This is a genomic window from Deltaproteobacteria bacterium (genome assembly GCA_020848905.1).
In the GTDB taxonomy this organism is placed as follows: Bacteria; Myxococcota_A; Polyangia.
Genome location: JADLHG010000056.1, coordinates 271,081 through 283,053 on the forward strand (window position 1 = coordinate 271,081; position 11,973 = coordinate 283,053).

Annotated in this window: 12 protein-coding genes; 3 read left to right on the top strand and 9 right to left on the bottom strand. The window is 71.9% G+C overall.

Going from position 1 to position 11,973, the window contains the following annotated elements:
* Positions 1 to 8: 8 nt before the first annotated feature.
* Together IT371_24535 and IT371_24540 are read right to left on the bottom strand one after the other, a co-directional pair.
* Complete coding sequence (locus IT371_24535; GenBank protein ID MCC6750848.1) at positions 9 to 1,124, bottom strand: DegT/DnrJ/EryC1/StrS family aminotransferase; 1,116 nt, start codon at positions 1,122 to 1,124, stop codon at positions 9 to 11.
* Positions 1,124 to 1,990, bottom strand: coding sequence for a tetratricopeptide repeat protein (locus IT371_24540; protein MCC6750849.1), 867 nt, complete (start codon positions 1,988 to 1,990; stop codon positions 1,124 to 1,126). Before IT371_24540 ends, IT371_24535 begins: the two co-directional genes overlap by 1 nt.
* 78 nt (positions 1,991 to 2,068) lie before the next feature.
* Here IT371_24540 and IT371_24545 point away from each other — a divergent pair, with 78 nt between their 5' ends.
* The gene (locus IT371_24545) at positions 2,069 to 2,803 is read left to right on the top strand and encodes a DUF434 domain-containing protein (protein ID MCC6750850.1); all 735 of its coding nucleotides are present in this window, start codon (positions 2,069 to 2,071) and stop codon (positions 2,801 to 2,803) included.
* Here the strand turns inward: IT371_24545 and IT371_24550 are convergent.
* Together IT371_24550 and IT371_24555 are read right to left on the bottom strand one after the other, a co-directional pair.
* Positions 2,800 to 3,300, bottom strand: a complete 501-nt coding sequence (locus IT371_24550; GenBank protein ID MCC6750851.1) for a hypothetical protein — start codon at positions 3,298 to 3,300, stop codon at positions 2,800 to 2,802. The genes IT371_24545 and IT371_24550 overlap by 4 nt on opposite strands.
* Positions 3,301 to 3,318: 18 nt before the next feature.
* Positions 3,319 to 3,978 (bottom strand): hypothetical protein, encoded by a 660-nt coding sequence (locus tag IT371_24555; GenBank protein ID MCC6750852.1) that lies wholly within the window; start codon positions 3,976 to 3,978, stop codon positions 3,319 to 3,321.
* A gap of 56 nt (positions 3,979 to 4,034) precedes the next feature.
* On the opposite strand from IT371_24555, the gene IT371_24560 reads away from it, so the two are divergent.
* A complete protein-coding gene (locus IT371_24560) occupies positions 4,035 to 4,931 on the top strand; it encodes a hypothetical protein (protein ID MCC6750853.1) in 897 nt (298 codons plus the stop codon).
* On the opposite strand, the gene IT371_24565 is transcribed toward IT371_24560, so the two are convergent.
* Both IT371_24565 and IT371_24570 read right to left on the bottom strand, forming a co-directional pair.
* Positions 4,921 to 6,843, bottom strand: coding sequence for a hypothetical protein (locus IT371_24565; GenBank protein ID MCC6750854.1), 1,923 nt, complete (start codon positions 6,841 to 6,843; stop codon positions 4,921 to 4,923). The two genes, IT371_24560 and IT371_24565, sit on opposite strands and share 11 nt — an antisense overlap.
* 40 nt (positions 6,844 to 6,883) lie before the next feature.
* Entirely contained in the window at positions 6,884 to 7,420 is a 537-nt protein-coding gene (locus IT371_24570; GenBank protein MCC6750855.1) for a hypothetical protein, read from the bottom strand.
* 173 nt (positions 7,421 to 7,593) lie between these two features.
* Here IT371_24570 and IT371_24575 point away from each other — a divergent pair, with 173 nt between their 5' ends.
* Positions 7,594 to 8,835 carry a mandelate racemase/muconate lactonizing enzyme family protein gene (locus IT371_24575; protein MCC6750856.1) on the top strand — a complete coding sequence of 414 codons (1,242 nt, stop codon included), beginning with the start codon at positions 7,594 to 7,596 and terminating at the stop codon, positions 8,833 to 8,835.
* A 1-nt stretch (position 8,836) separates the two neighbouring features.
* Here IT371_24575 and IT371_24580 read toward each other — a convergent pair whose 3' ends face one another.
* From IT371_24580 to IT371_24590, 3 genes are all read right to left on the bottom strand, one after another.
* On the bottom strand, positions 8,837 to 10,372 hold the full coding sequence (locus IT371_24580; protein MCC6750857.1) for an AgmX/PglI C-terminal domain-containing protein: 1,536 nt from the start codon (positions 10,370 to 10,372) through the stop codon (positions 8,837 to 8,839).
* Positions 10,369 to 10,965: a sigma-70 family RNA polymerase sigma factor gene (locus IT371_24585; protein MCC6750858.1), complete on the bottom strand. Its 597-nt coding sequence runs from the start codon at positions 10,963 to 10,965 to the stop codon at positions 10,369 to 10,371. The genes IT371_24580 and IT371_24585 overlap by 4 nt, the downstream gene beginning before the upstream one ends.
* A gap of 230 nt (positions 10,966 to 11,195) precedes the next feature.
* The gene (locus IT371_24590) at positions 11,196 to 11,972 is read right to left on the bottom strand and encodes a succinate dehydrogenase/fumarate reductase iron-sulfur subunit (protein MCC6750859.1); all 777 of its coding nucleotides are present in this window, start codon (positions 11,970 to 11,972) and stop codon (positions 11,196 to 11,198) included.
* Position 11,973: the final 1 nt, after the last annotated feature.

Sequence of the window (11,973 nt, forward strand, 5' to 3'; positions counted from 1 at the left end):
GGGGCGCCTCAGCCGCCCCCGAGAAACTCGGCGATCGCGCGGACGATCTCCTCGATCTGCGCGATGGTCAGCTCCGGGTACATGGGCAGGGCCAGGCACTCGCGCGCCGCGCGCTCGGCGTGCGGAAAGGCGCCGGGGCCCAGGTCCAGGCTGCTCATCGCCCCCTGGAGGTGGAGCGGCAGCGGGTAGTAGATGGCGCTGCCGATGCCTCGGCTCGCGAGGTGCGCGACGAGCGCGTCCCGGTTCGGCGTGCGGATGACGAATTGGTTGTAGACGTCTCTGCAGTCGGGTGCGTCCTCGGGTGGCAGCGTGACGTCCACGGCGAGCTCGGCCACGAGGCGCCGATAGTGGTCCGCTACGCGCCTCCGGGCGACGGTCCAGTCCTCGAGGTGGCGAAGCTTCACGCGCAGGATGGCGGCCTGCAACGCGTCCAGACGGAAGTTCCCGCCCACCAGGTGGTGCTCGTGACGCTTGCCCGCGGCCTGGCCGTGCTGCCGGAGGGACCTCAGCCGCTCGGCGAGCGCGGGATCGTCGGTCGTGACCATACCGCCGTCGCCGTAGCCCCCGAGGTTCTTGCTCGGGAAGAACGAGAAGCAGCCCAGGCGACCCAGGCTGCCGGCGCGGCTGCCCAGGCGTTCGGCTCCCATGGACTGGGCCACGTCCTCGACGATGGCCAGCTCCGGGGCCAGCCGGCGGAGCTCCTCGACGGGGGCGCAGCGACCGAAGAGGTGTACCGGGAGGAGGGCGCGGGTACGTCCTCCCGTGCGCGCCGCTACCTGGGTCACGTCGAGCTGGTAGGTCGCGGGGTCGATGTCGACGAACACCGGCTTCGCGCCGGTGCGCGCGATGGCCTCGGCCGTGGCGATGAAGGAGTAGCAGGTGGTGATGACCTCGTCGCCCGGTCCGACGCCGAGGGCCAGGAGCGACATGAGCAGCGCGTCGCTGCACGAGGAGACGCCGACGGCGTGCGCGGTGCCGACGTAGTCCGCCACCTCGCGTTCGAAGGCCTCGACCTCGGGCCCCAAGATGAAGCGCTGCTCCTCCAGCACCCGACGGATGGCCGCGTCGATCTCGCCGCGAAGCGTCTCGTACTGCGCCTTGAGGTCGAGCTGCGGGATGCGCATCAGAGGTAGATCTGCATGCGCCGGCGCGCATCGCGAGCCAGGGGATGATCGCTGCCGAGCTCGTCGAAGAGCGCAAGCAGCGCCCGCCGTGCGCCGTCCTGCCGGAAGCGGCGGTCACGCTGTAGGAGCTCGAGGAGGGCCTCCACGGCGTTCTCGAGGTCGCCCGTCGTGTAGTGGCGGCCGGCTAGAGTCCACCGCAGCTCCGAGTCCTTCGGATTCTCCGCCAGCCGGGCCTCGAGGGCCTGGGGGGAAGCGGCGGACGCGCCGGCCTCACGGAGCTCGAGGCGCAGGAGGAGCGCGCGTGCGGCGTCACCTTCGGCGCCCTCCTCGTCGGCGAGCGGTGCGATCCGCTCCCGTGCCGCGGCGAAGGCCCCACGGGCGGCCGCGGCCCTGGCCGAGAGCAGGCGGGCCCGCGCGCCGTAGTGCGGAGCGTCGAGCAGAGGGGCGACCCGGCTCTCGGCCTCGGCGGCGCTCCCCTCGGCCACGAGCTTCTCCGCGTCCGCGAGCGTGCGTTCCTCCGCCGGGGGGCAGAGCTTGGCGATGAAGGCGTCCACGCTCCGCCGGTCCTGCGCCCCCACGAATTCCGCCACGACCTGGCCCCCGACGAAGGCCTTCACCGCCGGGATCCCGCGCACGCCGAAGCGTGCGGCGAGAGCGGGCTCGTCGTCGGCGTTCACCTTCACGAGACGCACAGCACCACCGTGCGCCTCGACGGCGGCCTCGAGCACGGGGCCGAGCACCAAGCACGGGGCGCACCAGTCGGCCCAGAAGTCGACCAGCACCGGGAGGTCGTGCGACCGCGTGAGAACCTCGGCCTCGAAGGTGGCCGAGGTCGCATCCGTGACGTGCGGGTTGTCGTGGTTCATCGTCGTCGGTTCCGAGCGGCGCGGCGTGGCGCGCGACGAGAACCCCACTGTACCATAGTTCCTCACCGTGGACCGGCCGTGACGGACCGTCGAACACACCGAGGCCCTGGCCCGCAGGACCTGGCTCTCTTCGCTCCCGGGGCGCTCGGCGCCCTGCGCGCGGCGGTGGCCGAGCTCTCGTGGCTGCTCTCGCACGGCTATCGCGATGCGTCGGCCCTGAAGCTCGTCGGCGACCGGCACGCCCTCACGCAGCGGCAGCGCGTGGCCGTGGGGCGGTGCGCCTGCTCCGACGCAGCCCTCGCCCGTCGGGCGGTCTCGCGCCTGTCCCCCGAGGCGCTCCACGGCAGGGGCGTGGTGGTGGACGGCTTCAACTGCCTCATTACGCTCGAGACGGCCCTCTCCGGGGGACTCCTGCTCCTGGGACGCGACGGGTGCACGCGCGACCTGGGGAGCGTCCACGGGAGCTACCGCGCGGTCGAGGAGACCGAGCGCGCCATCTCGCTGGTCGGTGAGTGGCTGACGGGGCGGGGCGCGTCTCGCGTCTGCTGGCTCCTGGATCGCCCCGTCTCCAACAGCGGCCGGCTCCGGGCGCGCCTCCTCGAGCAGGCCGCGGCGCAGGCCTGGCCCTGGACCGTGGAGCTGCTCGCGAACCCCGACCGGACGCTCGCGGCGTCGAGCGACGTGGTGGCCTCTGCGGATTCCTGGGTCCTCGACCGCTGCTCGGCCTGGGTGGACCTCACGGGGGAGGTGGTAGCCCGCTGCTGTCCCGAGGCCTGGCGGCCGGCGCTCGTCGCGACCGGCGGGTCGTCCTAGCTGCCGCTCCCGTCGGAGGCGCGCGGGCTCGGAGCGCCTCCGTCCGCGGCGGGAGCGCCGTCGGAGGTCCCGCGGAAGCGCAACGGCGCCGTGCCCGTCCGACTCCAGCGCACGCTTCCCTGTCGGGCCTTGCGCACGATGCAGTCGGCCAGCGTCTCTCCCTGGGCGTCGATCTCCCAGCCGCGAAACGAGTCGGCGGGGAATTCGAGCTGCAGCAGGTCGCCGCGCCGGTCCGCGCTCCAGGCCACGACGACGGTTCCGCCGCGCGCGAAGACCGGGCTGTGGCGAAGCCCCCTTTCGAAGCAGTTCGTGGCCCAGTCGCGCAACGCCTCTTTTCCCGGACCATCGGGGTAGCGCGGCCCGGGGGGCTCCACGAGCTTGCCGTCAGCTACTCGGTCGGGGTTGAGCTGGGGGCCGGCCGGCGGGGCGAGCCCGGCGCGGCACGAGAGCGAGAGGAGGGCCAGGACGCATCCGCTTCGCAGGGTTGCCAGCCTCAACGCGCGCACCTGCCGACTCTACCACGAGGGGTCGAGCAGGCGTTCCAGTCGCCGCCGCAGGGCCGGCGGGTCCATCGCGGCCGCGTCCAGCGTCTCGTGCCGCTCGAGGCGGGGGCGTCCCTGGTGGAAGGTGCCGAAGACCACCTGGCCACCGGCGCGCGGGCGACGCAGGACGCAGGCGAAGGCCCAGGCACGCGGGAGCGAGTCTCGATGCAGGGAGGCAGCGCGGCGTTCAAGGTCGCGCGGGGGCCACGGGGCCACGAGCGGAGCCCAGGGCAGGGTCGTGTGAAGTTCGAGCTGTAGACCCGAAGCAGGGCCGACGAAGGGGAAACGCGCCGGCCGAACCCAGTATCCGGGGGCCCGGGGAAAGAAGGCGCGGCGCCGGCCGTCGCCGAGCTCCACCGAGAGCTGGCGCGCGCCACGGTCCCCGACGAGCAGGTGGAGCTGACACGCCGGTAGCGCGCCGCCCTGGCTGAAGAGCACCTGAAGCACGCCGTCGGCCCGCGCGGCTCGAGGCGCGCCCGCGTCCGCTCGTGGCTGCGGCGGAGGCGCGGCGGACCGGCAGGCCGCCACGGTGAGCGTAACGAGCGCCGCGAGCACGACACCTCGCGCGAGGCGACTGCGACGTGTAGGTGTGCGTCCGTCGCGGCTGGTCGCCCTCGCGAACCTCAAGGTCACCACTTGCAGGGTCTCCTTCCGGCGGTCACGATGAAGGTACAGACGCTCGGTCACCCGTGTACAGAGATCACCTCTTCGCTGCCCGTTGCCGACACGAGCTGCTGCAGAGGGAGCGTTCGCCGCAACCTCTGCCACCGCTCCTCGTGCGCCTTTACGCCTACCGGCTGGCCCGGGTCTGGGGCGGGGCCATCGGTGTGGCGAGCTTCGGACTGCTGCTGCTCGACCTCCTCACGGGGGCTCGCCACGTCACGATGGTGCTCGTCGCCGCCTGGGCCGCCATCCCGCTCGCCTTCACGGCCGCCTGGTTCCTCGGGGCGTGGCGATTGCGGCGCCTCGCGCGCGCGGCGGCCGGGAGCAGCGGCGATCTCTTCACCGATCTGGAGCGGCTCGAGCGGTGGACGGTCTGGGAACGCGCCGGTGACGCGGTCGCGCGGCTCGAACGCAAGAGCTTCGTGCTCCCGCTCGTGGCACTCTCGCTGCTCCTCCCGCTAACGCTGCACCTTTTCGTGGCGGCCGTGCTGCTCTCGGCCCGGGTCGAGGAATTCAACACCTGGATCGTGATCAGCCTGGTGCTGGTGGGGCACGCCCACGCCGTCCTGGCCGTGCTCGCCGTGCGGCACGTCACGCGCGTGCAGCGGGAGACGGCGTCCGGCTGGCCCGTCGGCGGGGGGAAGCGCGGGATGGTGGCCCTCTTCTGGACCGTGGCCGCGAGCACGGTGCCGGGGGCCGTGCTCCTCTTCGTGCCCCCGATCCTCGTAGCGGTCACGGGCGTGGTCTTCGTGCCGCTCATGTTCCATTGGGCCGGCGCCGCCGCGGAGCGCGAGCTCGTGCTCCTGCGATCCCTGATGGCCGAACGGGCCGCCGCGGAGGCTCTCCAGGCGTCCCCGGTCGCCCCCGAGCCGTCGGCCGAGCCGGTGGTCGAGCCCGCGGACTCCGGGGACGTCAGTATCTGATTCCGTAGCGGAAGGTGGCCTTGGGATGCTTCAGCATCTCCCGGGCGATCTCCATCGCGTGGAGGCGCTGCTGACCGGCAGGCAGGATCCATTCCTCGATCAGCTTCTTGGCCCCCGCCACGTCTCCCCGCGCCTTGATGCGGCCCACGCGCTGCATCAGCCGTTCCACCGCCGCCGGGAGCTTGTCGAAGTGAATGCGGAAGAGACCCGCCGCGTAGGTGATGGCTCCTTCCTGGAGGAAGGTCCCCACCTGCACGGCCGCGAGCTGACTGTAGGGCTGCGGGTGTCCCGAGGGTGAGAACATGCCGCGGGAGATGTGCCCGAAGGCCCAGAGGATCGCCGCCGCGTAGGCCTGCTTCACCTCGCGCGCGGTGAGGAGCTTGTGCTTCTCGAGCAGCGGCAGCAGCCACAGGGATCCGGTCTGCGCCTTCAGCTCCTCGAGGGTCGAGGCCAGCGTGCCGCCGAAGATCTCCTTGGGGGCCTTGCCTCCCAGCCGGTAGTCGCTGTACGGGCCGAAGTTGTGCGTGGCCTCGTGCAGGATCGTCCCCACGAGGGCGGCCTTCGGATCGTCGGTGTAGTGGGCCAGCGTCGATCGGTCGAAGAGAGACGTAGCCTGCAGCCGGGAGATGCGCTTCGAATCGGGATCGCCGTAGAGGTTGGTCATCACCACCGTGCGGCCGCGCCCCTCTTGCGCCACCTTCCCCCAGTTGGGGAGCGACTGGCCGATCGTGGCGCCGAGCGGATGGCGGGAGTCCCCCGCGTTGAGCACCATCTGGATGAAGTCCGGCATGTGGAAGCGCACCTTTCGCGCGCGATACGGGGGGCCGATGAGCGCCGCGAGACCCTCTTCCATGCGCTCACGCAGGGGCGTGAGCTTCTGCTGCCAGCTCAGCGACTCCTGATCGATGCGGGCCAGCGAGACGTGGAACCCGGCCTTCTGCTGGCACGGGTCCACGTAGACCTCGTCGGGTCCGATACGGACGTACCACTTGCTGTTCTGCGCGTTCATGGCGGCCCAGGCCTCGTCCGCTGCCTCCCAGGAGTTGGTGGCGAAGCCCTCCGCCGCGGCGAGGAGGTACCTGTGGAGCGCCTGCTCGCCAGGATCCGCCTTCACCAGGGCGGCGGCGCTCTTCAGGCGGCGGGAGATCTGCCGCATCAGGGGGGCGAAGCGAGGATCCTCGTGGGACGAGACGGCCACGAGCTCCCCGTTGCGCTTGCGCACCACGGTGAAGGGGTCGAGCAACCGCTTGGCCTGCGCGTGGGCGGCGAGCGCCTTGCACCCCGCGTCGTCCATCTCCGCCTCGCCGGGGTAGGTCTCCGAGCGCCGCGCCGGGAAGCTCGGCAGCCCGTTGCAGTGCCGGTCTCCCTGCGTGGCGGGGGTGTGACACCAGGGCCCGTTGTTGCGCGCGAAGAGGGCGCGGTCGGCGGGGGTCGCCTTGCGCAGCTCGGGCACGAGCCTGGCCGAGCCCATCTGGCGGTAGTAGAGCGCATCGACCAGCGCGGCGGCGGCCACGAGCTCCTTCACCAGCTTGCGCTCCGCAGGCGAGGCGCGGGAGAGGTCGGTCTCGACGAGCACGGGACGGCCCGCGTCGAGCTCTCTGGCCACGGACTCGCGCCGCCTGAGCTCCACGAGCTCGCGGTAGAGGCGCTCGAAGCGCGGGGTCAACTTGCCGCCGCTCACGAACTGCTGGAGCGGCTCGCCGGAACCGGCCGCGCCGAGCTCCGCGGGGTCCACGAGCCCGTCTGCGTTCCGGTCCGCCACCCAGTGCACGGGACTGTCGGCGCGCGCCGCGAGGCGGTTGAAGTCGGCGCGGGTCAGGACAGGCAGCCCGTACTGCTTCGGGTCCTCGGCCCGTGCCGTGAGGGTGGCGAGGCACACGACAACGGTCGCGAGCGGCAAGGCTCTAGGCATGGCTCCTCCGGCAGCGAAAGTGAGAGGCGGCGCCCTAGGCCTACCCCTCGGGGTGGTCGTCCAGGTACTTCTGCACGGCGCTCGCCACGCTCGTGAGGTTCGGTCGCAGCGCGTTGGCGATGAACCGCTCGAGGGGCCCCTGGACCTTGCTGGCGAGGAAGCGCGGCACTCCGGGCACCTTCTCGGCGTGGATGATGAGATCCGCGGTGAGGGTGAAGGTCGAGTGGTCCGGCCCCTTCTCGGTGACGAGCGTGGTGCCGTTGCAGTCGAAGATCTCGCGGGCCCGCACCGACTCGAGCTTCCAGGTGCAGAGGAGCTTGGACTCGTCCCAGCTCGCGCGATCGAACCAGGCGGCGATGTCGCGGCTCACGAAGGGGCGCGCGATGGTCGGCACCTCGCTCATCGAGCCCTGCCACTTGTTGTAGAGGTGCGCCACGGGGCCGACGTCCTCGCGGCTCAGCACCTCCATCGCCTCCACGTTCGGCATGTACGGCACGAGCTCGGGGCTCTTGTCGCGCAGGGCGGCGAAGACCCGGTGGGCGGGGTGGGTGATCTCCTGCGTTCCTTCGATCTTCATGGGCGGCTCCGTTCGCCGGACGCGCGGTCCGGCGCGGCGCGCAGCATAGATCAGCCCTCCTCGGCAGCGGAAGGGGCGCCAGCGTGGTCTGGTGCGGCGGGGCCCTGCGACGGGGGCTCCCCCGCGGGCGGAGTGTGCTAGAACGGCCCTCCCCCTAGCGCGAGGGCCTGCCGATGAAGATCGACCGCATCGAGCTCTTCCACGTGGCGATTCCGTTGCTCAAGCCCTTTCGGCCCTCCTGGATCCCGGGCTACCCGCAGACCGAGAACCGCTTCACGCTGCTTCGGCTCACCACGAACGAAGGAGTGCAGGGGCTCGCCGCCGGGGTAGCCTTTGAACGGGAGCGGCAAGGGCTCGGGGGGCTCATCGGCCCCTATCTGCTCGGCCTCGACCCCCTCGACCTGGCCACGGTGCGGCAGCGGCTGCGCGAGGCGAGCTTCATCGGCTGGCGGAACTACTGGATCGAGGCCGCCTTCTGGGACATCCGCGGCAAGGTGGAGCGGAAGCCGGTCTGGGCGCTGCTCGGGGGGACCCATGCCGGGCGGGTCAAGGTGTACGCCTCGACGGGGGAGGTGCACCCCCCGGAGCGTCGCGCCGAGGAGATCCTGCGCCTGAGGGACCAGGGCTTCTCCGCGGCGAAGCTCCGCGTGCACAGCTTCGACCCGGCCGAGGACCGCGCGCAGGTGGAGGTCGTGCGCCGGGCCGTGGGGGACGCCTTCGTGCTGGGTGTGGACGCGAACCAGGGCTGGCGCGTGGCGCTCGTCGAGGACGCGCCGCTCTGGACGCTCGAGCGGGCGACCGAGTTCGCCCGGGTCTGCGGGGACCAGGGGGTGCGCTGGCTCGAGGAACCGCTCGACATGCGGGCCTACGATGACCTCGCGGCGCTCCGGAAGCTCGGGCTCGTGCCGATCGCCGGGGCCGAGCTGAACGACGGATGGCACGAGTTCCAGGTGATGCTCGAGAAGGGCTGCTTCGACGTCTATCAACCCGACGCCACCTTCGGGGGCGGGGTGAGCGACGCGCACCGGCTGATGCTGGCCTGTCGCGAGCGGGGGCTCGTCTTCAGCCCCCACACGTGGACCAACGGGCTCGGCTTCCTCGTCAACCTGCACGTGTATGCCGCGGGGGCGCGGGACCTCCCGCTCGAGTATCCGCTGGAGCCGCCGGGGTGGACCCCCGAGGCGCGCGACGGCCTCCTGGCCGAGCCGATCCGGGTGGATCGCGAGGGGACCGTGGCGGTGCCCACCGCGCCCGGGCTCGGGATCGTGCTCGACGAGGCGAAGCTCGCCCGCTACGGGGAGAAGTTCTTCGACCTCACGCCGCGGGGGCTCGCGCTCAAGACCGTGCGCGACAAGGGGCTCTTCGCGGCGGCCGAGATCGTGTTCAAGAAGCTGCGCGCGGCGCGTCGCCGCTGACCTATTGGGCGCGGAAGGTGAAGGGGTACGCGACCTCGCCCGCCAGGCCGGAGGGGAAGCGCCAGCGCCGCACGACCTGCAGCGCGCACTGGCCGACGAGAGGATCGGTCAGGGTGTCCCGCTCGACGGCGGCCCGCGAGACCTGCCCCTCGTCGTCGATCACGAGGCGCAGCACGAAGCGGCCCGCCAGCTCGGGCGCGTGCTTCAGGCGCCGCTCGTAGCAGCCGCGGATCTGCACGGCGTAGCTGCGGATGGCGTCGTGGAGCTCCGCGGGCACAGCGGGACGCGGCTGTGCGGCGGGCTGTCGGCGCAGGTCCACGGCGAGCCGGTGCTCCTCGTTGGACCGCAGGACCACCCACTCCTGCCGGAGGAGCTTGCCGTCCCGCCAGAGTTCGATGAGATGCCGCCCGATGGCGCCGCGTAGCATCAGGTTCGTCGGTCCGAGGCGTACCGCGTCCAGCCGCAGCTCGGCGTCCTCGGGCCGCGTCTCCACCGCGAGCAGCCCGGTGGCGGAGAGGACGCGCTCGAGGCTCGGCCAGGGCTGGAGGTTCAGCGCGGTGCGGAGCTGTGGTCCCTCCACCGTCGAGAGCTCGGCCACGCCTGAGGCCGTGACGGAGAGCTTCTGCCCCGGTCGCACCACCACGCTCGCGGTGGTGCCCGCCGCGCCGGCCGGGACCGTCATGCGCTGCCAGGCTCCGCGTTGCGGCTGAACGGCCACCTCTCCCTCGGTCACCTCCACGTTGGCCGCGCGACCGTCGGTGCTCACGCGAAAGCGCGTGCCCTTCACGGTGGCGCGCAGGCCGGCGGCCAGCACGTCGAAGCGCGAGCCGGGTGCGCGCTTCGCGACCTCCAGGTCCAGCGCGCCCTGCCACAGGACGAGCTCCTGCTCGCCCGGCCGCAGTCGCCTGAGCTCGAGCTCCCCTCCGTTACCGAGGCGCAGGCCGGTCCCCGCGCCCCACTGCACCGCCGCGTAGCCCTTGCCCGTGACGAGCCGGTCCCCCTCGGAGAGCCGCTGACGCAGGGTCAACGCGCGTCGCGACCCGTCCGACCCCGCCACCGTCACGTCCCCTCCGACGAGGGTTCCGAGAGCGGCGAGCGCGGTTCGCGGATCCGAGGGCGCGATGCCGGGGGCGAGCGTCGCACCGCGCCGCGCGAGCGTGCCGCGCTCCGGCGCCCTGAGCCCTTCTCTCGGCGAGAGGTGGCGGTAGACCAGGATCCCGGCGAGGGCCCCGAGGGCCGCTGCCGCCGTGAGTCCCGCCGCGAGGCGAGGCCACCTGACGCGCGGACGCTTCCGCTCGTCGAGCTGCGAGATGCGCCAGCGGATCTGCGCCTCGATCTGCTTGAAGGGCAGCTCGGGCGGCTCGGCCTGGCCGAGCTCTCGGCAGACTCCCCGCACCTGCTGCAGTCGCGCGTACGCGGTCTCGCAGGCGGGGCAGCCCTTGAGGTGCTCGCGCAGCCGATCCGCCGCGCTCGGGCGGAGCGACCCGTCCATCAGCGCCACGAGCCGCGAGGTGTTTCCCTTGCAGGGGCGGCTCATCGCTTTCCTCCCGCGGCGAACTCCGTGCGGAGGATCTTCTCGTAGAACTCCTTGCGGGCGTAGTGCAGGCGCGTCCGGACGGTCAGGACGTTGGCGCCCACCACCTCGCTGATCTCGGAGGCGTCCATCCCCATCAGCTCGTGCAGGATGAAGACCACCCGCTTCTTCGGGGCCAGGGTGTCGAGGACGCCGTAGACCACGGCCGAGCTCTCCTTGCGCTCGAGCGACCGGAGCGGCGTCTCGTGGTCCGGCAGGTCCTCCTTGATCGTGGCGTACCCCTCGGGGCGCCGCATGGTGCGTCGCACCTTCTGCAGGCCGACGTTCACGCAGACCCGGTAGAGCCAGGTGGTGACCTTGGCGTCGCCGCGGAACTTCTCGATGGAGCGGAAGACCTCGACGAAGACGTCCTGGAGCGCGTCCTCGAGGTCCGCGTGCGGACCGAGGACGCGATAGAGCGTGCGGGCCACTTCTTGGCGGTAGCGCCGGTAGAATTCGGCCTGAGCCTCGCGCTCCCCGTGCTGGCAGCGGAGCACGAGCTCGCGGCTAATGGTCGGACTGCCGTGGACTCCGCTCTCTCGCGTCACGCTCAGCATCACCCCGTTGGTTGTCCCACGGCCGCCCCGGCATTCACGTCGGGGCGCTGAAAACAGAGGGTGACCCGGTTGGAGGCAAAAAGACAGGGCCAGGCGACGAGCCGGTGTTCTGACGAGCCAAGGGTGTCGGAGCGGAAAGGTGCAGTGATCTCGGGGGAGCGGCCGCGTTGCCCGTCCGGCACCGGCGGACGCGTCGCCTCGGGGCGCCTCGGGCGGGCGGTGCGCCGGACCTACCCGGCCCCCTCTTGCCGCACCGGGGCCTCCTCTTTGACCAGCCCCGCGCGATAGAGCTCGCGGTTGAGGCGGGCGATGAAGCCGAGGCGGATGCTCTTCGGGCAGGCGTCCTCGCACTCGCCGTGGTTCGTGCACGCCCCGAAGTTCTCGGCCTCCATGGCCGCCACCATATTGAGGACGCGGGTCGTCCGCTCCGGTTGTCCCTGCGGCAGGAGCGCGAGCTGGGAGACCTTCGCCGCCGTGAAGAGCATCGCCGCCGCGTTCGGGCAAGCGGCCACGCACGCGCCGCAGCCGATGCACGCCGCCGCGTCCATCGCCTTCTCGGCTATCTCTTTGCCGATCGGGATGGCGTTTCCGTCGGGCGGGCTGCCCGTGTGCACCGAGACGAAGCCCCCCGCCTGCATGATGCGGTCGAGCGAGCTCCGGTCCACTACCAGATCCTTGACCACGGGGAAGGCCGCCGCGCGCCAGGGCTCCACGACCACCTCGTCTCCGTCGCGGAAGCTCCGCATGTGGAGCTGGCAGGTGGTGGTCCCCGCGTGCGGCCCGTGGGCCTCGCCGTTGATCACCACGCCGCACATGCCGCAGATCCCCTCGCGACAGTCGTGGTCGAAGGCGATCGGGTCCTCCCCCTTCTGGACCAGCTCCTCGTTCACCACGTCCAGCATCTCGAGAAAGGACATGTCGGGGCTGATGTCCTTGGCCGCGTACGTCGCGAGCCGACCCGCGTCCTTGCTGCTCGACTGCCGCCAGACCTTGAGCGTCAGGTTCAGG